The organism is Knoellia remsis (assembly GCF_003002895.1).
Classification (GTDB): domain Bacteria; phylum Actinomycetota; class Actinomycetes; order Actinomycetales; family Dermatophilaceae; genus Knoellia; species Knoellia remsis.
The window spans coordinates 184,475-204,171 of sequence record NZ_PVTI01000001.1; the positions used below are offsets into that span (position 1 = coordinate 184,475).

19 protein-coding genes are annotated in these 19,697 nt (G+C 71.5%); 16 read left to right on the plus strand and 3 right to left on the minus strand.

Annotation, left to right across the window (positions count from 1 at the left end):
* Positions 1-34: 34 nt before the first annotated feature.
* Both ppgK and map read right to left on the minus strand, forming a co-directional pair.
* A complete protein-coding gene (gene ppgK, locus BCF74_RS00865; RefSeq protein ID WP_106296063.1) occupies positions 35-811 on the minus strand; it encodes a polyphosphate--glucose phosphotransferase in 777 nt (258 codons plus the stop codon).
* 37 nt (positions 812-848) lie between these two features.
* On the minus strand, positions 849-1,712 hold the full coding sequence (gene map / locus BCF74_RS00870; RefSeq protein ID WP_106296064.1) for a type I methionyl aminopeptidase: 864 nt from the start codon (positions 1,710-1,712) through the stop codon (positions 849-851).
* Between the two features lie 49 nt (positions 1,713-1,761).
* On the opposite strand from map, the gene BCF74_RS00875 reads away from it, so the two are divergent.
* Positions 1,762-1,971, plus strand: a complete 210-nt coding sequence (locus BCF74_RS00875; protein WP_106296065.1) for a methionine aminopeptidase — start codon at positions 1,762-1,764, stop codon at positions 1,969-1,971.
* A 71-nt stretch (positions 1,972-2,042) separates the two neighbouring features.
* On the opposite strand, the gene panB is transcribed toward BCF74_RS00875, so the two are convergent.
* Positions 2,043-2,912, minus strand: a complete 870-nt coding sequence (gene panB / locus BCF74_RS00880) for a 3-methyl-2-oxobutanoate hydroxymethyltransferase (protein ID WP_106296066.1) — start codon at positions 2,910-2,912, stop codon at positions 2,043-2,045.
* 175 nt (positions 2,913-3,087) lie between these two features.
* Here panB and BCF74_RS00885 point away from each other — a divergent pair, with 175 nt between their 5' ends.
* The 15 genes from BCF74_RS00885 to BCF74_RS00955 all read left to right on the plus strand — a co-directional run bounded on the left by BCF74_RS00885 (position 3,088) and on the right by BCF74_RS00955 (position 19,632).
* Positions 3,088-5,403, plus strand: coding sequence for an immune inhibitor A domain-containing protein (locus BCF74_RS00885; RefSeq protein ID WP_245889136.1), 2,316 nt, complete (start codon positions 3,088-3,090; stop codon positions 5,401-5,403).
* A 183-nt stretch (positions 5,404-5,586) separates the two neighbouring features.
* Complete coding sequence (locus BCF74_RS00890) at positions 5,587-6,924, plus strand: glutamine synthetase family protein (protein WP_106296068.1); 1,338 nt, start codon at positions 5,587-5,589, stop codon at positions 6,922-6,924.
* Positions 6,925-6,958: 34 nt separating this feature from the next.
* Complete coding sequence (locus BCF74_RS00895; RefSeq protein WP_245889137.1) at positions 6,959-9,964, plus strand: bifunctional [glutamine synthetase] adenylyltransferase/[glutamine synthetase]-adenylyl-L-tyrosine phosphorylase; 3,006 nt, start codon at positions 6,959-6,961, stop codon at positions 9,962-9,964.
* Between the two features lie 181 nt (positions 9,965-10,145).
* Positions 10,146-11,474: a histidinol dehydrogenase gene (gene hisD, locus BCF74_RS00900; RefSeq protein WP_106296070.1), complete on the plus strand. Its 1,329-nt coding sequence runs from the start codon at positions 10,146-10,148 to the stop codon at positions 11,472-11,474.
* A complete protein-coding gene (locus BCF74_RS00905) occupies positions 11,471-12,652 on the plus strand; it encodes a histidinol-phosphate transaminase (protein ID WP_106296071.1) in 1,182 nt (393 codons plus the stop codon). Before hisD ends, BCF74_RS00905 begins: the two co-directional genes overlap by 4 nt.
* Entirely contained in the window at positions 12,649-13,254 is a 606-nt protein-coding gene (hisB, locus tag BCF74_RS00910) for an imidazoleglycerol-phosphate dehydratase HisB (RefSeq protein WP_106296072.1), read from the plus strand. The genes BCF74_RS00905 and hisB overlap by 4 nt, the downstream gene beginning before the upstream one ends.
* Before the next feature lie 2 nt (positions 13,255-13,256).
* Positions 13,257-13,880 (plus strand): hypothetical protein, encoded by a 624-nt coding sequence (locus BCF74_RS00915; protein ID WP_245889138.1) that lies wholly within the window; start codon positions 13,257-13,259, stop codon positions 13,878-13,880.
* Positions 13,877-14,527, plus strand: a complete 651-nt coding sequence (gene hisH / locus BCF74_RS00920; RefSeq protein ID WP_106296074.1) for an imidazole glycerol phosphate synthase subunit HisH — start codon at positions 13,877-13,879, stop codon at positions 14,525-14,527. The genes BCF74_RS00915 and hisH overlap by 4 nt, the downstream gene beginning before the upstream one ends.
* A 93-nt stretch (positions 14,528-14,620) precedes the next feature.
* Positions 14,621-15,352 (plus strand): bifunctional 1-(5-phosphoribosyl)-5-((5-phosphoribosylamino)methylideneamino)imidazole-4-carboxamide isomerase/phosphoribosylanthranilate isomerase PriA, encoded by a 732-nt coding sequence (gene priA / locus BCF74_RS00925; RefSeq protein ID WP_106296075.1) that lies wholly within the window; start codon positions 14,621-14,623, stop codon positions 15,350-15,352.
* On the plus strand, positions 15,349-16,038 hold the full coding sequence (locus BCF74_RS00930) for an SseB family protein (protein WP_106296076.1): 690 nt from the start codon (positions 15,349-15,351) through the stop codon (positions 16,036-16,038). The genes priA and BCF74_RS00930 overlap by 4 nt, the downstream gene beginning before the upstream one ends.
* Before the next feature lie 247 nt (positions 16,039-16,285).
* Complete coding sequence (gene infC / locus BCF74_RS00935; protein WP_245889139.1) at positions 16,286-16,960, plus strand: translation initiation factor IF-3; 675 nt, start codon at positions 16,286-16,288, stop codon at positions 16,958-16,960.
* An 83-nt stretch (positions 16,961-17,043) separates the two neighbouring features.
* The gene (rpmI, locus tag BCF74_RS00940) at positions 17,044-17,238 is read left to right on the plus strand and encodes a 50S ribosomal protein L35 (protein WP_106296077.1); all 195 of its coding nucleotides are present in this window, start codon (positions 17,044-17,046) and stop codon (positions 17,236-17,238) included.
* Between the two features lie 42 nt (positions 17,239-17,280).
* Positions 17,281-17,667, plus strand: coding sequence for a 50S ribosomal protein L20 (gene rplT / locus BCF74_RS00945; RefSeq protein ID WP_106296078.1), 387 nt, complete (start codon positions 17,281-17,283; stop codon positions 17,665-17,667).
* Between the two features lie 67 nt (positions 17,668-17,734).
* Entirely contained in the window at positions 17,735-18,529 is a 795-nt protein-coding gene (locus tag BCF74_RS00950; RefSeq protein ID WP_106296079.1) for a TrmH family RNA methyltransferase, read from the plus strand.
* 17 nt (positions 18,530-18,546) lie between these two features.
* On the plus strand, positions 18,547-19,632 hold the full coding sequence (locus BCF74_RS00955) for a PAS domain-containing sensor histidine kinase (RefSeq protein ID WP_106296144.1): 1,086 nt from the start codon (positions 18,547-18,549) through the stop codon (positions 19,630-19,632).
* Positions 19,633-19,697 lie beyond the last annotated feature (65 nt).

The window sequence follows — 19,697 nt, forward strand, 5'->3', positions numbered from 1 at the left end:
CACCGAGCGCACTCAGTCCGGGAGGTGGGCCGGGTCAGCGGCGGTTGTCGTGGTACTCCTGCGCGAGGTGCGCGGCGCCGATGATGCCGGCCCGGTTCTCGAGCTCGGCGGCGACGATCTTGGTGCGGATCTTCAGCAGCGGCAGGAACTCCTCGGCGTCCTTGGAGACGCCGCCACCGACGACGAAGAGATCCGGCCAGAAGAGGTTCTCGACGTGGGAGTAGTAGCGCTGCAGGCGCTCCGCCCACTCCTCGTAGGAGAGCCCCTCGTTGTCCTTGACCGATGAGGCGGCGCGCTTCTCGGCGTCGAACCCGTCGATCTCGAGGTGACCGAGCTCGGAGTTCGGGATGAGCGTGCCGTTGAAGATGAAGGCACTGCCGATGCCGGTGCCGAGGGTCGTGACGATGACGAGGCCCTTCTGCCCCTTCGCCGCGCCGTAGTGGATCTCGGCGACACCGGCGGCGTCGGCGTCGTTGACGAGGACGATGTCGTGGCCGAGGCGCTTCTCGAGCATCGGCTCGGCGTCGAAGTCGAGCCACGACTTGTCGATGTTCGCGGCCGACCGGACGACGCCCTGGGTGACGACGGCCGGGACGGTGATCCCGATGGGGGAGTCACCGCGCACCTCGTCGAAGTGGTCGACGATCTGGTCGATGACGTCGGCGACGGCTTCGGGCGTGGACTTCGCCGGGGTGTCGATGCGCTTGCGCTTGCCCGCGAAGTCACCCTTGTCGAGGTCGACCGGGGCGCCCTTGATGCCACTCCCACCGACGTCGATACCGAGGGGCAGGCCGGGCTTCTTCTTCGTCATCGTGAGGACTCCTTCGTCGCGGTTGGCGGTGGTGCGGTCAGGGGAGGGTGAGGATCTCGTTGCCGGAGTCGGTGATGAGGATCGTGTGCTCGAACTGGGCAGAGCGCTTGCGGTCCTTCGTCACGACGGTCCAGTCGTCGTCCCACATCTCCCAGTCGGCGGTGCCGAGGTTGAGCATCGGCTCGATGGTGAAGGTCATGCCCGGCTCGATGACGGTGTCGTAGGACGGCGCCGCGTCGTAGTGCGGGACGATGAGCCCCGAGTGGAACGAGCGCCCGATCCCGTGGCCGGTGAAGTCGCGCACCACGCCGTAGCCGAACCGCTTGGCATAGCTCTCGATGACGCGACCGATGATGTTGATCTGTCGACCCGGGAGCGCCGCCTTGATGCCGCGCATCATCGCCTCGCGCGTGCGCTCGACGAGCAGGCGCGACTCCTCGTCGACGTCCCCGCAGAGGTAGGTCGCGTCCGTGTCACCGTGCACCCCGCCGATGTAGGCCGTGATGTCGATGTTGACGATGTCGCCGTCCTCGAGGCGGCGCGAGTCGGGGATGCCGTGGCAGACGACCTCGTTGACCGAGGTGCACAGCGACTTCGGGAAGCCGCGGTAACCCAGCGTGGACGGGTACGCGCCGTGGTCGAGCAGGAACTCGTGGCCGACCCGGTCGATCTCGTCCGTCGTCACGCCCGGCTCGATGACCGCCGCTGCGGCCTCCATCGCCTGTGCCGCAAGGCGACCCGCGACCCGCATCAGCTCGATCGTCTCGGCGTCCTTGACCTCCGGGGAGAGGTTCTTGTCCGGTGCGGCCTTGTCGACGTACTCCGGTCGCTCGATCGAGGAGGGGACGTCGCGGCGAGGGGACACCTCGCCCGGTGCGACACTTCCGTAGGTCAGCGGCATACGGTGGAGTCTAGGCAGAGTGCCGCACAGCGACCCCCAGGAGGATGACGTGGCGTACTGGTACAACATCGCGACCAAGCAGGTCGAGACCGACGAGAACCGCAGCCGCAACGACGACGTCATGGGCCCCTACGAGACCGAGGACGAGGCCCGCAACGCGCTCGCCACGGCCCGCGAGAACACCGAGGACTGGGACGCGGAGGACCGCGAGTGGGAGGACCGGAACGCCACCTGGGACGACTCCGACCTCGAGGACTGAGCCCCGAACGACACAGGTGAGGCGGTATGCCGGGTGCGCACCCGGCATACCGCCTCACCGTGCGTGTGGGCTCACTCCTCGAAGCTGTGCTCCGCTGCCGGGAACGCCCCCGAGCGGACCTCCGCGGCGTACTCCGCCGCCGCGCGGCCGAGCTCGGCGCGCATGTCGAGGTACTTCTTGACGAAGCGCGGCATCCGGCCGCCGCGCAGGCCGGCCATGTCCTGCCAGACGAGGACCTGGGCGTCGCAGTCCGGCCCGGCGCCGATGCCGACCGTCGGGATGCGCAGCTCCTCGGTGACCCGCTTCGCCAGCGGGGCGGGGACCATCTCCATGACGATGGCGAAACAGCCCGCTTCCTGCAGCGCGAGAGCGTCCTCGAGGAGGGCGTCGGCGCCGGAGCCGCGGCCCTGGACGCGGTAGCCGCCGAGGACGTGCTCGCTCTGCGGGGTGAAGCCGATGTGCCCCATGACGGGGATTCCGGCGCGCACGAGCAGCTCGACCTCGGGGACCATCGCCTTGCCGCCCTCGAGCTTGACGGCGTGGGCGAGGCCCTCCTTCATGAACCGCGTCGCCGTGGCGAGGGCTTGCTGCGGGCTGGCCTGGTAGGAGCCGAACGGGAGGTCCGCGACGACCATGGCGTGCTTTGCGGCCGACGTCACGGCCCGGCACAGCGGCACGAGGTGGTCGACGGTGACCGGCACGGTCGTCTCGAAGCCGTAGACGTTGTTGCCGGCCGAGTCGCCGACGAGCAGGCATGGGATGCCGGCCTCGTCGAAGATCTCCGCGGCGTACATGTCGTAGGCCGTGAGCATCGCCCACTTCTCGCCGGTCTCCTTCATCTTCTGCAGGTGGGGGACGCGGATCCGCTTCTGCGGCGCGGCCTGGGCGCCCGTGCCGTAGGGGTTCGTCGTCTCGGCCGGAGGGGTGGGCTGCTCGCTCATGGGCCCGATCCTGTCAGAGCGCCCCGCCAAGACGGGCGCGAGCGTGAGCAGCCCCGCACGCAAGGTAAAGGGCAGGTAAAAGAAACCACAGAAACCGTTGTGCAAATGCTGGGAGGGTGGTCAGACTGCAGGGTGCTGCGGCTACCCCTGCCGCGGCGTCGACACTGGAGGAACCGTGACACGACGACACACTCGCGCCCTGGCCATCGCGGCCGGGGCCGCGCTGGCGGTGAGCCTGGCCCCCATGGGTGCGCAGGCCGCGCCGGACGGTGGCGCCCCCGCCGCCAAGGACTCGACGACGAGCCGACCGGACAACCGGCCCGGCCCGAACACGGCCGAGCAGGCCAAGAAGCGGCAGAAGGCCATGGCCCTGCTGCGCAACGGCAAGGCCACCCTGCAGAAGCAGGCCGGCGGCGGCGCCACGGTCGCCCTCTCCGAGGCGGCCGGTGACGTCGTCGAGTTCCCGCTCGACAAGCAGGACACCGTCTTCACGATTCTCGCGGAGTTCGGCAACCAGGGCTCGGGCAAGTACGGCACGACCCCCGGACCGCTGCACAACCAGATCCCGCAGCCGGACCGCACCAAGGACAACTCGACCTACTGGGTGCCGGACTTCTCCAAGCAGCACTACGAGGAGATGTTCAACGGCGACGGCGACTCCTTCAAGGACTACTACCTCAAGCAGTCCGGTGGTCGCTACACCGCGATCAACACGGTGAGCGACTGGGTGACGGTGCCCGGCAACGCCTCGTCCTACGGCGACAACGCCATCGAGGACGCGGGCGGCTCGTGGGCGTTCATCCGCGACGCCGGCAACGCCTGGTACGACGCCCAGGTCGCGGCCGGCAAGTCGGCCGACGAGATCAAGGCCGAGCTGTCCCAGTTCGACAAGTGGGACCGCAACGACTTCGACAACGACGGCGACTTCAACGAGCCCGACGGCTACATCGACCACTTCCAGGCGGTCCACGCTGGTGGTGGCGAGGAGGCCGGCGCGGGTGAGGACGCCATCTGGTCGCACCGCTGGTTCGTCAACAGCACCGACGCCGGCTCGACGGGCCCGACCGTCGGCGGCGCCGAGAACCTCAACGGTGGCGTGCAGATCGGCGACTCCGGCATCTGGATCGGCGACTACACCGTCGAGCCGGAGAACGGCGGCCTCGGCGTCTTCGCCCACGAGTTCGGCCACGACCTCGGTCTGCCGGACTACTACGACACCGCCGGTGGCGAGAACGGCACGGCCTTCTGGACGCTCATGTCGTCCGGCTCGTGGCTGAGCCGCGGCGCCGCCGCGAACGAGGGCATCGGCACCGTCCCCGGTGGGCTCGGCCCGGAGGAGAAGAACTACCTCGGCTGGCTCGACTACACCGAGGTCAACCCCGGCGACAGCGGCACCTACAAGCTCGGGCCGTCGCAGAACACCTACACGGACGCCGACCAGGCGCTCAAGGTCAACCTGCCCGACTCCTCCCGCACCGAGAACTACGTCACGCCCAAGGCGGGGACGTACTCGTGGTGGTCCGGTCGCGGCGACGACCTCAGCAACACGCTGACCCGTGCCCTCACCGTGCCCGCGGGCCAGTCGGTCACGGTGACGGCCGACATCTGGTACGACATCGAGGAGAACTACGACTACCTCTACGCCGAGTACTCCACCGACGGTGGTGCGCGCTGGACCCAGGTCGGCCGTCCGCTGACCGGCACGGCCGCCAAGTGGGCGGGCAAGCGCTGGTCGTTCAAGCCCGGTGCCGAGAACGTCCTCTTCCGGTTCCGCTACGCCACCGACGGCGGCGTCAACCAGGCGGGTGCGTTCCTCGACAACATCGTCATCAAGGTGGGTCAGAGCATCGTCCTCACCGACGGTGCCGAGCAGGGCGCCAACGGCTGGACCGTCGACGGCTGGAAGGCCTCGACGGGCTCCGAGACGACGACCGCGTCGCGGTACTACCTCATCGAGAACCGGCAGTACGTCGGCTACGACGCGACCCTCCAGGTCGGGCCGTACAACTTCAGCGAGGCCATCACGCGTCCGGACTGGGTGGAGTTCTTCCCCTTCCAGAACGGCATGCTCGTCTGGCTCGTCGACCAGGGCTACACGAACAACAACGTGAGCCAGCACCCCGGTGCCGGCTACGCCCTGCCCGTCGACGCGCGGCCGAACTCGCTGACCTACCCCGACGGCAGCAGCCCGTCGAACCGGCGTGAGCCGTTCGACGCGACGTTCGGTCTCGAGACGGTCGACAAGGTCTGCCTGCACAAGCAGGTCGCGAGCAAGGTCAAGGGCAAGACGGTGGTCAACGCCCTCGAGGCGTGCAACTCCGAGGCCGACCGCAAGCCCATGCCGACGTTCGACGACACCGACCCGAACGCCTACTACTCGAGCGCTGCCCCGCAGAACTCGGTGAAGGTGGCCGGAGCCGGCGTCAAGGCGACGGTGACCGAGGACGTCGGCGGCTTCCTCACGGTCAACGTGACGAACCCCGCCAAGTGAGGCACTCACGACAGTGACGTGACTCGCGTCAGGTGAGCGGACGGCATACGGACGATCGTTTCCGTATGCCGTCCGCTTCCGTGTGCGGCCCCGTCGCCCGGCGATGTGTCACCAGCGAGGGCCGCCGGGTGACGTCGCGAGACGGGTTGCACGTCCGAGCGAGAGGTACGGCAGGATCGGGCCATGGATCGACAGCAGGAGTTCGTGCTCCGCACCATCGAGGAACGTGACATCCGGTTCGTGCGGCTGTGGTTCACCGACGTCCTCGGGGCGCTCAAGTCCGTCGCCGTCGCGCCGGCCGAGCTCGAGGGCGCGTTCGCCGAGGGCATCGGCTTCGACGGCTCGGTGATCGAGGGCTTCGCGCGCGTCTACGAGGCGGACATGCTCGCCAAGCCCGACCCGTCGACGTTTCAGGTGCTGCCGTGGCGCGGTGACAACCCGGGCACCGCGCGGATGTTCTGCGACATCTCGCTGCCCGACGGCTCGCCGAGCATGGCCGACCCGCGGCACGTGCTGCAGCGCACGCTCGCCAAGGCGGCCGACCAGGGCTTCACCTTCTACACCCACCCCGAGATCGAGTTCTTCCTCTTCGAGAAGGGCTTCCGGCCGGGGGAGACGCCGACGCCGATCGACCAGGCCGGCTACTTCGACCATGTCCCGCACGGCACTGCACAGGACTTCCGTCGTGCCGCGATCACCATGCTCGAGTCGATGGGCATCAGCGTCGAGTTCAGCCACCACGAGGGAGCGCCGGGCCAGAACGAGATCGACCTGCGCTACGCCGACGCCCTCTCGACGGCGGACAACATCATGACGTTCCGCACCGTCATCAAGGAGGTGGCGCTCGAGCAGGGCATCTACGCCTCCTTCATGCCGAAGCCGCTCGCCGACCACCCCGGGTCCGGCATGCACACGCACATGTCGCTCTTCGACGGCGACAGCAACGCGTTCTACGAGGCGGGCGCGCCCTACCAGCTGAGCAGGACGGGGCGGCAGTTCATCGCCGGCCTGCTGCACCACGGCGCCGAGATCACCGCCGTGACGAACCAGTGGGTCAACAGCTACAAGCGGCTCTGGGGCGGCGGCGAGGCGCCGGCTCACCTCACGTGGGGGCACAACAACCGCTCCGCCATGGTGCGGGTGCCGATGTACAAGCCGAGCAAGGGGCAGAGCAGCCGGGTCGAGGTCCGCTCCATCGACAGCGCGTGCAACCCCTACCTCGCCTTCGCCGTCCTCCTCGCCGCCGGCCTCAAGGGCATCGAGGAGGGCTACGAGCTCGCGCCGGAGACCGAGGACGACGTGTGGGGCCTCACCGACTCCGAGCGCAAGGCGATGGGCATCAAGCCGCTGCCGGCCTCGCTCAGCGAGGCGATCGAGGTCATGGAGGAGTCCGAGCTGGTCGCCGAAACCCTGGGCGAGCACACCTTCGACTTCTTCCTGCGCAACAAGCGGCAGGAGTGGGCGGACTACCGCGGCCAGGTCACCGCCTTCGAGCTCGAGCGCTACTTCCCGCGGCTGTGACCGCCGTGGCGGCCCGTCATCGCGTGGTGCGGCGATGACTGCACGTATGCCGTCCGTGCCGGGCGACCTGACCCGGCTCGGCTTCGCCGACCCGCGCCGCGCGAGCATCCTCGTCGCCGACCCGGCGCTCGCGCCCCTCGTCCACGACCGGGAGCGCGTCGAGACCGACGGGCTCGCGGTCGGGCTCTCCCGCGTCGCCGACCCCGACCAGGCGCTGCTCTCGCTCGTCCGGCTCATGGAGTCGGCGACCCGCGCGGGTGCCGTGGCGGATGTCGACGGCCTCGTCGCGGCGCTGCGCGCGTCCGGGCGCGACCGCGACCGGTTGCTGTCGGTGCTCGGGGCGTCGACGGCGCTCGGCGACCACCTCGTGGCCCGGCCCGCGCACTGGAAGGCCGTGACCGAGGCGTTCCCGCTCGAGGTCGAGGAGCGCATCGACCTGCTCACCACCGCGGTCCGCGAACCGGGCGAGGGCACGTCCCCCGAGGACGCGCTGCGCATCGAGTACCGCCGTCAGCTCCTCGGCATCGCCGCGCTCGACGTCTCCCGTCCCGACCCCCAACAGCGGCTGCCCGAGACGGCGTCCGCGCTCGCGGACCTCGCCGAGGCCGCGCTCGAGGCCGCGCTCGTCGTGGCCCGGGCCCAGGTCGGCGCGGCCGCCGACTCGTGCCGCCTCGCCGTCATCGGCATGGGCAAGACCGGCGGACGCGAGCTCAACTACATCAGCGACGTCGACGTCATCTTCGTCGCCGAGCCCGCCGAGGAGGGTGGCGACGAGGACGCGGCGATCGCTGCCGCCACCGACCTCGCGACCCGGCTCATCCGGATCTGCTCCAGCTCGACGGCGGCCGGCTCGCTGTGGCAGGTCGACCCGGCGCTGCGTCCCGAGGGCAAGAACGGCCCGCTCGTGCGCACCCTCGAGTCGCACCTGTCGTACTACGAGCGATGGGCCAAGACGTGGGAGTTCCAGGCCCTGCTCAAGGCGCGACCCGTCGCGGGGGACCGTGCCCTCGGGCGGGCCTACGTCGACGCCGTCGCCCCGCTGGTCTGGTCCGCGGCGTCCCGCGAGAACTTCGTCGAGGACGTCCAGGCGATGCGCCGGCGCGTCGAGGACCACGTGCCCGCGGCCGAGGCGGACCGCCAGCTCAAGCTCGGCCGCGGTGGGCTGCGCGATATCGAGTTCAGCGTCCAGCTGCTCCAGCTCGTCCACGGCCGCGCCGACTCCTCGCTGCGCTCCGGCACGACCCTCACGGCACTCGGCGCGCTCGCCCGGGGCGGCTACGTCGGGCGAGAGGAGGCGCAGACCCTCGCCACGGCATACCGGCTCCTGCGCACCCTCGAGCACCGCATCCAGCTGCACCGGCTGCGCCGCACCCACCTCATGCCGACCTCCGAGTCGGACCTGCGCTGCCTCGGGCGAGCCCTCGGCCACACCCGTGATGCAGGGGAGGCCGTGGTCGCGCAGTGGCGCACGGCGGCCCGCGAGGTGCGGCGGCTGCACGAGCGGATCTTCTACCGGCCGCTGCTCTCCGCGGTCGCCCGGCTCGGCCCCGACGAGGTGCGGCTCACGCCCGAGGCGGCGCGAGAACGGTTGGCAGCACTGGGATTCCGCGACCCCAAGGGCGCGCTGCGACACCTCGAGGCACTCACCGACGGCGTGAGCCGGCGGGCTGCGATCCAGCGCCAGCTGCTGCCGGTCATGCTCGGCTGGTTCGCCGACGAGGCCGACCCCGACGCGGGGCTGCTCGCGTTCCGGCGGATCAGCGACGAGCTCGGCACGACCCACTGGTACCTCCGCCTCCTGCGCGACGAGGGCAGTGCCGCCGAGCGGCTCGCGCACACCCTCGGGCGCAGCCGGTATGCCGCGGAGCTGCTCGAGCGCGGACCCGAGTCGGTGCAGTTCCTCGGGGAGTCCGGCGGGCTGCGCCCGCGCACCCGTGACGAGGTCGAGACCCGGATGCGTGGCGCCGCGAAACGCAAGGACGACCCCGAGCAGGCGGTGCTCGCCGCCCGCGCCGTGCGTCGCACCGAGCTGTTCCGGATCGCTGTCGCCTCGCTCCTCGGCCAGGTCTCGCTCGACGAGCTCGGGCAGGCGCTCGCCGACGTCACCGGCGCGCTGCTCGAGGTGACGCTCGAGGTGGTCGTCGCCCGCGTCGAGGAGCAGACCGGCGAGCCGGCGCTCTCCCGGCACCTCGTCGTCGGCATGGGCCGGCTCGGGGGCGGCGAGAGCTCGTTCGGCAGCGACGCCGACGTGATGTTCGTCCACGACCCCGTCGAAGGCGCGGACACCCGCGCCGCGCAGGAGCAGGCGCTGCAGGTCGTCAAGGAGCTCATCCGGCTCCTCGGCCTCGCCGCCCCCGACCCCAAGGTCGAGGTCGACGCCGGGCTGCGGCCCGAGGGCAAGAACGGGCCGCTCACCCGTTCCCTCGAGTCGTACCGGTCGTACTACGAGCGGTGGTCGCTCGTCTGGGAGGCGCAGGCCCTGCTGCGCGCGGCGCCGGTCGCCGGGGACGCGGAGCTGGGGGAGCGCTTCCTCGAGCTCATCGACCCGATCCGCTGGCCCGAGGGCGGCCTCGACGCCGGACAGGTGCGCGAGATCCGCACCCTCAAGGCGCGCATGGAGTCCGAGCGGCTACCCCGGGGTGCGGACCGCAAGACGCACTTCAAGCTCGGCCACGGCGGCCTGAGCGATGTCGAGTGGTGCGTCCAGCTCATCCAGCTCGAGCACGCGCACGAGGTCGAGGGCCTGCGGACGACGTCGACGCGGGCTGCGCTCGCGGCCGCCCAGGCGGCGGGTCTCATCGCGGCCGAGGATGCCGCGGCGCTGGGGGAGGCGTGGCGGCTCGCGTCGGAGATGCGCAATGCCGGGCTGCTCTCGCGGGGGCGTCCCGTGGACTCGGTGCCGTCGGACCTGCGCGACGCCGACGCGATGGCGCGGATCATGGGCCTGCCGCCGCAGTCGGGCCAGGAGCTCGCCAACCGTTACCGCCGGGTCGCCCGCCGCGCGCGCCACGCCGCCGAGCACGTCTTCTACGACTCCTGAGCCGGCCGTCGGCGGGCGGGGGTCGTGCACCACATGGCTCACGAGCTTTACTGGCACTCGCAAGCCGGATCGGTCCGGCTCACGAACGAGCGGGTGGCTCGCGAGCCGGATTGGGCTGGTCGAACTCCGTGGGCATGGACGGTGGAGAGGGCATCGGACACGCCGAAATAGACTGGGCGGCATGATCCCCGTCCTCGACCTGCGTGGACGCACGCCCGGCATCCGTGAGCTGCGCGCGACCCTGCCGCGCGCCGAGCTCGACGTCGACGCCGCGCTCGAGCAGGTGCGCCCGGTCTGCGACGACGTCGCCGCGCGCGGCGCCGCCGCCGTCCTGGATGCCTCGGAGAGGTTCGACGGCGTCCGCCCCGAGTCGCTGCGGGTGCCCGCCGACGTCATTGCCGGCGCCCTCGACGGCCTCGACCCCGACGTCCGCACGGCGCTCGAGGAGTCGATCGCCCGCGCCCGCACCGTCCACGCGGACCAGCGACGCACCGACACGACGACCACCGTGGCCCCCGGCGGAACCGTCACCGAGCGCTGGGTGCCGGTCGACCGCGTCGGTCTCTACGTCCCCGGCGGCCGCGCCGTCTACCCCAGCAGCGTCGTCATGAACGTCGTCCCGGCCCAGCTGGCCGGAGTCGGCTCGCTCGCCGTCGCGAGCCCGCCGCAGAAGGACTTCGGCGGCTGGCCGCACCCGACGATCCTCGCCGCCTGCGCGCTCCTCGACGTCGACGAGGTGTGGGCGATGGGCGGTGCGCAGGCCGTCGCCGCGTTCGCCCACGGCCTCGACGGTGACGCCGACGGGTCACCGGGCCTCGAGCCGGTCAGCCTCGTCACGGGTCCCGGCAACATCTGGGTCGCCGCCGCGAAGCGGCTCCTCAAGGGCCTCATCGGCATCGACGCCGAGGCGGGACCCACCGAGATCGCCATCCTCGCCGACGCGACCGCGGACCCCGAGCACGTCGCCGCCGACCTCATCAGCCAGGCCGAGCATGACCCGCTCGCCGCAGCCGTCCTCGTCACCGACAGCGCCGAGCTCGCCGACTCCGTGGCCGCCGCGGTGGAGCGCCGCGTGGCGCTGACGAAGCACTCCGAGCGGGTCACCGAGTCGCTCAGCGGGCGCCAGTCCGCCGTCGTCCTCGTCGACTCGCTCGACGTCGGGCTCGACGTCGTCAACACGTATGCCGCCGAGCACCTCGAGATCTACACGGCCGACGCCGCCGTGGTTGCCGCTCGCGTGCGCAACGCCGGCGCCGTCTTCGTCGGCACGTGGTCGCCGGTGAGCCTCGGCGACTACTGCGCCGGCTCCAACCACGTCCTCCCGACCGGTGGGTGCGCGGTGCACTCGTCCGGGCTCTCAGTGCAGTCCTTCCTGCGCGGCATCCACGTCGTCGAGTACTCGCAGGACGCACTGCGCGAGGTCGGCGGCCACGTCGTCACCCTCGCCCGCGCCGAGGACCTGCCCGCGCACGGGGATGCCGTCATCGCGCGACTCCCCGAGCTGGCATGACCTCCCAAACGACCCCGGCCACCACGGCGACCATCGTGCGCCTGCTGCGCGAGGACCTGCGCGGCCGGACGGCATACGGCGCGCCGCAGCTCGACGTCCCGGTCGCCCTCAACACCAACGAGAACTCGTATGCCGTCCCCGCGCCGGTGGTCGAGGAGATCGTCGCCGCGGTGCGGGCCGCCGCAGGCGGCCTCAACCGCTACCCGGACCGGGAGTTCACGGCCCTGCGCGGCGACCTCGCGGCATACCTCTCGCGCAGCGGCACCCCGGTGACGCCGGAGCAGGTCTGGGCCGGCAATGGCTCCAACGAGGTCCTGCTGCACCTGCTCCAGGCGTTCGGCGGGCCGGGGCGCACGGCGCTCGGGTTCACCCCGGCGTACTCGATGCACCCGATCATCACCGCGACGACCGGCACGAGCTGGGTCGACGGCCTGCGCGGCGGCGAGGCGGGCAGCGGCGGTGCGGGCAGCGGCGCGGCGTTCGACCTCACGGCCGAGTCGGCTGCGCGCCAGGCCGCCGAGCACGACCCGCACGTCGTCTTCCTCTGCTCACCCAACAACCCGACGGGCACGGCTCTCGGGCTCGACGTCGTCGAGGCCGTCCACGAGGCCGCGCCGCGTGCGGTCGTCGTCGTCGACGAGGCCTACGAGGAGTTCGCGCGACCCGGGACGCCGAGCGCGCTCACCCTCCTCGAGGGCCGGCCGCGGCTCGTCGTGACCCGGACGATGAGCAAGGCGTTCGCGTTCGCCGGTGGGCGGCTCGGCTACCTCGCCGCCGACCCGGCACTCGTCGACGCGCTGCGGCTCGTGCGGATGCCCTATCACCTGTCCACGCCGACGCAGGTCATCGCGCGGGCCGCCCTCGCCCATGTCGACACGATGCTCGGCACCGTCGACGTCATCAAGGAACAGCGCGACCGCATCGTCACCGAGCTGGGCCGCCTCGGGCTCGACCCCGTCCCGAGCGACGCGAACTTCGTCCTCTTCGGCGGGCTGCGCGACGCCGCCGTGACGTGGCGCACCCTGCTCGACGCGGGGGTTCTCGTCCGGGACGTCGGCATTCCCCACTATCTTCGAGTGACCGCCGGGACACCGGAGGAGACGACGGCCTTCCTCGAGGCCGTGGCCGCGCTGCCACCTGACCACCACCTGCGCCCCGAACCGGAAGGACAGCCGTGACGAGCAACCGCACCGCGACGGTGACGCGCTCCACCTCCGAGAGCAGCGTCGAGCTCACCCTCGACCTCGACGGCACGGGCGTCGGCGAGGTGAGCACGGGAGTGCGCTTCTACGACCACATGCTCCTGTCGCTGGCCAAGCACTCCCTCATCGACCTGCGGGTCAAGGCGACCGGTGACATCGACGTCGACGCACACCACACCGTCGAGGACGTCGCGATCGTCCTCGGTGATGCGCTGCGCGAGGCCCTCGGCGACAAGAGCGGCATCTCCCGCTTCGGTGACGCCACCGTCCCGCTCGACGAGGCCCTGGTCCACGCCGTCGTCGACGTGGCCGGCCGCCCCTACGTCGTGCACACCGGTGAGCCCGCCGGCCAGGAGTACGCCGTCATCGGCGGCAACTACATCGGTTCGCTGACCCGTCACGTCTTCGAGTCGTTCGCGCACCACGCGGGCATCGCCCTGCACGTGCGCGTCCTCTCCGGGCGCGACCCGCACCACGTCGTCGAGGCCCAGTTCAAGGCCGTGGCGCGGGCGTTGCGCGCCGCCGTCGCGCGCGACGCGCGTGTCGTCGGCATCCCCAGCGCCAAGGGCGCGCTCTGACCGTGGCCGCCGACCCGACCCCCGACCTCGGACACGGGCTCGTCCTCGTCCGGGGCAGTGCCGCGGCGTCGGCGCGCTGGGTCAGGCGCGGGCTCACCGCCGTCCGGGTCGCTCCGCTGCCGGGGTGGACCGGCGTCTGCCTCGCCGAGGACCGCGCCCTGTCCGCGGCGCCCTACGACATCGGGCTCGAGGTCCTCGCTGCGAGGGCGGTGCCGACACGCCAGCGCCCGGCGATCGGACTCTTCGTCATCGACGGCTGTGCCGTCGTCACCGTTCAGGAGCGTGGTTGGCGGCTGCACCAGCGCTGGCTCGTGTGGGAGCCGGGCACGGGCGTGCGTCGCACGCCCGACCTGCCCGTTCTGCCGTCGAGGCTGCTCGTCGACGTCGCGGGAGCGCGTCGGCGGGTCGACCCGCGCGAGGTCGCCGACCACTTCTCCGATGCGAGCGGCGAGCCCCTCGAGGTGCTCGCCGGACTGATGCGGCTGCTCGGCCTGCCTGGCGAGGAGCTGCTGCGCGACGGCGCCGACGACAGCCACGAGCGCATCGACCCGAGCCCGCGCTCGGTGGCGGCGTTCGACGCGCTCGTCGCCGAGGACGCCGCACACCGGGCGGAGCTCGAGCAGTGAGCGGTTCCGCACCGAGCGTCGTCGTCCTCGACCACGGCAGTGGCAACGTCCACAGCGTTGTGCGCGCCCTCGAGCGCGTGGGCGCCCAGGTCGAGCTCACCGCCGACCGCCAGCGCGCCCTCGACGCCGGTGGTCTGCTCCTGCCCGGCGTCGGCAACTTCCACGCCTGCGTTCGTGGCATGCGGGCCGCCGAGGCGCCGCGGATCATCGATGTGCGCCTCTCGGGCAGCCGGCCCGTCCTCGGCATCTGCGTCGGCATGCAGGCGCTCTTCGAGTCCTCGACCGAGCCCAGCGACTCCGTCCAGCAGGGGATGGGCGAGTGGCCCGGTGTCGTCGAGCGCCTCGAGGCACCGGTCGTCCCGCACACCGGCTGGAGCGAGGTCGAGGCCGCGCCGGGGTCGGCCCTGTTCGCCGGAGTCGAGTCCGAGCGGTTCTACTTCGTCCATTCGTATGCCGTCCGCGACTGGACCATGCCCGAGCCCGAGGGGTCGTTCGCGGCCGTCGCGCCGAAGGTCACCTGGTCCACCCACGGTGAACGCTTCGTCGCAGCGGTGGAGAATGGCCCGCTGTCGGCCACGCAGTTCCACCCGGAGAAGTCCGGCGACGCCGGGCTCACCCTCCTCGAGAACTGGGTCCGCTCGCTCTGAGCCCGCTCGGCGTGCCGCGTCGCCAACGCGCGCTCACGGCATACGACAACCTCGACACCCACCCACACCACGCCACCAACCCGAGAAGGTGCCATGACCGACCGCCTCCAGCTCCTGCCCGCCGTCGACGTCGCCGGCGGCCGCGCCGTCCAGCTCGTCCAGGGTGTCGCCGGCAGCGGCGGCGAGTTCGGTGACCCGCTCGAGGCGGCGCTGCGCTGGCAGGAGCAGGGCGCCGAGTGGCTCCACCTCGTCGACCTCGACGCCGCCTTCGGGCGCGGCGAGAACGCCGAGATGCTCGCTCGCATCGTCGGGACCCTCGACATCGACGTGGAGATGAGCGGCGGCATCCGTGACGCCGTCACCCTCGACCGGGCGCTCGCGACCGGCTGCCGTCGGGTCAACCTCGGCACCGCCGCGCTGGAGAACCCGGAGTGGACGGCACGTGCCATCGCCGACCACGGCGACCGGGTCGCGGTCGGGCTCGACGTCCGCGGCACGACTCTGGCGGCCCGCGGCTGGACGCAGGAGGGCGGCGACATCTGGGAGACGCTCGAGCGTCTCGACCGTGAGGGCTGCGAGCGCTACGTCGTCACCGACGTCACCAAGGACGGCATGCTCAAGGGGCCGAACCTCGACCTGCTCCGGGACGTCTGCGCCCGCACCGAGCGACCCGTCATCGCCTCCGGTGGCGTCTCCACGCTCGCCGACGTCGAGGCCCTGCGCGGGATGGTTGGTGAGGGTGTCGAGGGTGCCATCGTCGGGTCGGCGCTCTACCGGGGCGGGTTCACCCTGCCCGAGGCCCTCGACGTCGCCGGACGCCCATGACGCGCGACCTCGTCTTCACCGGGTTCGAGGGCGATGACGGCTCGGCGGACCCGGCGGTCGAGGCGGCGCTCGTGGGGGAGGACCCGACGGTCCTGATGGCCGTCCTCGCCACCGCGCGACTCCTCGTGCCCATCGTCGCGGAGCCGGTCGAGACCGACCTCTCCGACGAGGGCCTGGCCGTGGACAAGCGCACCGACATGGCGGCGGTGACCCTGGTCGCGCCCGACGGTGAGCGTGCCCTCCCCGTCTTCACGAGCGCGGCGTCGCTCGCCGCGTGGGACCCGCAGGCACGTCCGGTGCCGGTCACGTCCGCGCGCGCCGGCCAGGCCGCTGTCTCGGAGCGGTGCGACGTCATCGTCGTCGACGTCGCGGGGCCGGTGACCCGGGTGCTCCGACCGTCGATGGTCTGGGCGCTCGCGCAGCAGCGGGAGTGGGTCGCGCCCCATCTCGACCCGTTCGTCGCCGCCGGTGTCGCGCGCGCCGTCGCGGAGGAGCCCGAGGTGCGGTCGCACTCCGTCGAGGAGGGCGCGCCCGCGGGGTCGGGCGTCCTCGGCGTCGTGCTCGAGCTCGTCGACGGCCTCGACGCACCCGCCGTCCAGCGGGTCGCGACACGGGTGGGGGAGCGGCTCGCCACCGACGGCGAGCTGCGTGCCCGGCTCGACGGGCTCGCCTTCCGCATCCGCTGAGGTCCTGCCGGCCGCGCGGACCCACGGATTGGTCACGGCTGTGCCGCCCCTGCTAACCTTGTGCGCTGACCGACCGTGTCCTCGGGTCTCCCGCGGACATGGTGCGCAAGTGAAGCCCCGCTTCCACCCGCGATGACCTCTGAGGTCGCCGGGTTCTCCACACACGGTCTCCGGCATCGGCGTATGCCGTGGCTCGAGTGTGGACGGACGTGAGGCTTCTCGTGCGCGACGCGAGGAGCCTCTTCTCGTGTCCGGACACCCGAACGCCACTGACCACAAGGAGTACGACATCAGCGAGCCTCGCATCAACGACCGCATCCGGGTTCCGGAGGTGCGGTTGGTTGGCCCCAACGGCGAGCAGGTCGGCATCGTCCGTGTCGAGGACGCCCTGCGTCTCGCTGCGGAGGCGGACCTCGACCTGGTCGAGGTGGCCCCCATGGCCAAGCCGCCGGTCGCCAAGCTCATGGACTTCGGCAAGTACAAGTACGAAGCCGCCATGAAGGCCCGAGAAGCACGCAAGAACCAGGTCAACACGGTCATCAAGGAGATCAAGCTCCGCCCGAAGATCGACCCGCACGACTACGGCACCAAGAAGGGCCACGTCGAGCGCTTCCTCAAGGGTGGCGACAAGGTCAAGGTGACGATCATGTTCCGTGGTCGCGAGCAGTCCCGCCCCGAGCTGGGCTACCGGCTGCTGCAGCGCCTCGCGGAGGACGTCATCGAGCTGGGCACCGTCGAGTCGGCGCCGAAGCAGGACGGCCGCAACATGATCATGGTGCTGGCCCCGACGAAGAAGAAGTCCGAGGCCCGCGCCGAGCAGCGCCGCAAGAAGGACGAGGCCGCCGCCAGCGCGCCGGCCGAGGCCCCCGAGGCAGCAGTCCCGGCGGAGGCCGCCGAGGTCAGCACGACCGAGGCGTCCTGAGCCCGCGGCTCGCCCGCACCGAAGTTTTCCGAGCATCACCCCGAGCAGCACTGCAGTACCGACAGCGAAGGAGATCGGCAGCCATGCCGAAGAACAAGACCCACAGCGGCACCAAGAAGCGGTTCCGCGTCACCGGTTCCGGCAAGGTCATGCGTGAGCAGGCCGGTCACGTCCACAAGTTCCACGAGAAGACCCCGCAGAAGGCTCGCCGCCTGAGCAAGGACGTCATGGTCTCCGCGGCCGACGTCAAGAAGGTCAAGAAGCTTCTCGGTCGCTGAGCCGGCCACACCCCCGAACCAGAACGAACAAGGAGTACTCACGTGGCACGCGTGAAGCGGGCGGTCAACGCCCAGAAGAAGCGCCGGGTCGTCCTCGAGCGCGCGAGCGGCTACCGCGGTCAGCGGTCCCGTCTCTACCGCAAGGCCAAGGAGCAGGTCACCCACTCGCTCGGCTACAGCTACCGCGACCGTCGCGCCCGCAAGGGTGACTTCCGTCGCCTGTGGATCCAGCGCATCAACGCCGCTGCCCGCGCCAACGGCATGACCTACAACCGGTTCATCCAGGGCCTCAAGGCCGCCGAGGTCGAGGTCGACCGCCGCATGCTCGCCGAGCTCGCGGTCAACGACGAGGCCGCGTTCGCCGCGCTCGTCGAGATCGCCAAGGCCAACGTCCCGGCCCAGACCGAGACCGAGAAGGCGTCCGCCTGAGCCTGCGCGACCCGCGCGACGAGGCGCACCCGCTGCACCTCGCCCATCACCGAGCGCCGGGAGAGCCGTGCTGACCAACGTCCGATCCGATCGGGTCAGGTCAGTGCGATCGCTCTCCCGGCGCTCGGTGCGTGAGCGGACCGGCCGCTTCGTCGTCGACGGCCCTCAAGGCGTGCGCGAGGCGATCCGGTATGCCGCGGAGCGCGTCGACGACCTCTACGTCACCGGTGCTGCCGCGCAGCGACACAGCGACCTCGTCGACGCCGCCCACGCAGCGCGGGTGCGCGTCCACGACACCGACGAGGCCGTGCTCGCGGCCATGTCGGACACCGAGTCGCCGCAGGGGCTGCTCGCCGTCGTCGCCACGGAGTCGCCCACCCTCGACGACGTGCTCGCACGTACCCCGCGACTGCTCGTGCTGCTGTCGTCGGTGCGCGACCCGGGCAACGCCGGAACCGTGATCCGCGGCGCCGACGCCTTCGGGGCCGACGCCGTCCTCGTCACCGAGGGGTCCGTCGACGTCCACTCGCCCAAGGTCGTCCGGTCCACCGTGGGGTCGATCTTCCACCTCCCGGTCGTGACCGGCCTCGACGTCACGGCGACCCTGGACGCGCTGGCCGCACACGGCATACGCACGCTCGCGGCCGACGGAGCCGGGACGACCCTCCTGCCCGACGCCGACCTCGACGGTCCGCACGCCTGGGTCATGGGCAACGAGGCCTGGGGTCTCCCCGAGGAGGTGAAGGCCCGGTGCGCCGACGTCGTCCGCGTCCCCATCCACGATCGGGTGGAGTCGCTCAACCTCGCCATGGCCGCCACGGTGTGCCTCGCGGCCTCGTCGGGCGCGACGCGGCCGCGCTGACGTGGTTGGGTGGGCTCATGGAGCAGCCCACCATCGCCGAGGACGTCCTCACCATCGACCGGCCCAGTGCGATGGCCGCCGCCGAGATGCTGCCCGACGGCCTCGTCACGGCCAACAGCGACGGCAGGATCACCTTCCTCAACCACCGCGCCCGCCAGATCCTCGGGAGCTGGGCCGACGGTCTCGTCGGGCGCCACCTGCGCGACGGGATCCCGCTCGAGACCCGCAACGGCGACTCGTGGTGGGACGTCACCGACCCCTGGCGCGGGCTGCAGATCCGCACCGGCCACCGCGAGAAGCTGCTCCAGCTGCCCGACGGCCGCGAGCTGCTCGTCACGGCGCGCTACCTCCGCAAGGACCAGGCGGGGCCGCTCGGGGCCATCTTCCTCGGGCTGCGCGACGCCGAGGCCCGACGCCGGGCAGAGCAGGACCATGCGGCCCTCATCTCGACGATCGCCCACGAGCTGCGCTCACCGCTGACCGGCGTCAAGGGGTTCAGCTCGACGCTGCTGCGGCGGTGGGCCCAGTTCGGCGAGGAGCAGCGGCTCACGATGCTGCGAGCGATCGACGGTGATGCCGACCGGCTCACCCGTCTCATCACCGACCTGCTCGACGTGTCACGGATCGACGCGGGCAAGCTGCGCATCCACGAGGTGCCACTGCCGATCCGCGAGACCTTCACCCGCCACGTCGACCGGCTCGCGGCGAACGGACACGACGCGAGCGACTTCACCGTCACCGTCGAGCCGGGCGCGGAGGAGGTCTACGCCGACGCCGACCGTCTCGACCAGGTGCTCGCGAACCTCATCGAGAACGCCCTCCGCCACGGCGAGGGGCATGTGGAGCTGAGCGCGACACCTCACGACGACGACGGCACACCGGGCATCGTCATCGGCGTGCGCGACGACGGCCCTGGCATCCCCGAGGAGAAGCGCCGGGTCGTCTTCGGGCGGTTCTGGCACGGGCAGAGCGGCAGCGGCACCGGGCTCGGCCTCTACATCGTGCGGGGCATCGTCGAGGCGCACGGCGGCTGGGCCGACATCGGTGACTCGCCCGGCGGTGGCGCGATGGTCCGGGTCTTCCTCCCCTCAGAACCCGTCTGAGCCCACCGCAGCGACCACTGCAGCGCGAATCTCGTTTCGGCGCAGGTGCGCCCACGGCATACGCT

Excerpts from the sequence above, each read along its gene's own strand:
- map (WP_106296064.1), bottom strand. The coding sequence starts at position 1,712 with ATGCCGCTGACCTACGGAAGTGTCGCACCGGGCGAGGTGTCCCCTCGC.
- panB (WP_106296066.1), bottom strand. The coding sequence starts at position 2,912 with ATGAGCGAGCAGCCCACCCCTCCGGCCGAGACGACGAACCCCTACGGC.
- hisD (WP_106296070.1), top strand. The coding sequence starts at position 10,146 with ATGATCCCCGTCCTCGACCTGCGTGGACGCACGCCCGGCATCCGTGAG.
- BCF74_RS00955 (WP_106296144.1), top strand. The coding sequence starts at position 18,547 with ATGGAGCAGCCCACCATCGCCGAGGACGTCCTCACCATCGACCGGCCC.
- rpmI (WP_106296077.1), top strand. The coding sequence starts at position 17,044 with ATGCCGAAGAACAAGACCCACAGCGGCACCAAGAAGCGGTTCCGCGTC.
- BCF74_RS00895 (WP_245889137.1), top strand. The coding sequence starts at position 6,959 with ATGACTGCACGTATGCCGTCCGTGCCGGGCGACCTGACCCGGCTCGGC.
- BCF74_RS00930 (WP_106296076.1), top strand. The coding sequence starts at position 15,349 with ATGACGCGCGACCTCGTCTTCACCGGGTTCGAGGGCGATGACGGCTCG.
- ppgK (WP_106296063.1), bottom strand. The coding sequence starts at position 811 with ATGACGAAGAAGAAGCCCGGCCTGCCCCTCGGTATCGACGTCGGTGGG.
- BCF74_RS00890 (WP_106296068.1), top strand. The coding sequence starts at position 5,587 with ATGGATCGACAGCAGGAGTTCGTGCTCCGCACCATCGAGGAACGTGAC.
- BCF74_RS00905 (WP_106296071.1), top strand. The coding sequence starts at position 11,471 with ATGACCTCCCAAACGACCCCGGCCACCACGGCGACCATCGTGCGCCTG.
- priA (WP_106296075.1), top strand. The coding sequence starts at position 14,621 with ATGACCGACCGCCTCCAGCTCCTGCCCGCCGTCGACGTCGCCGGCGGC.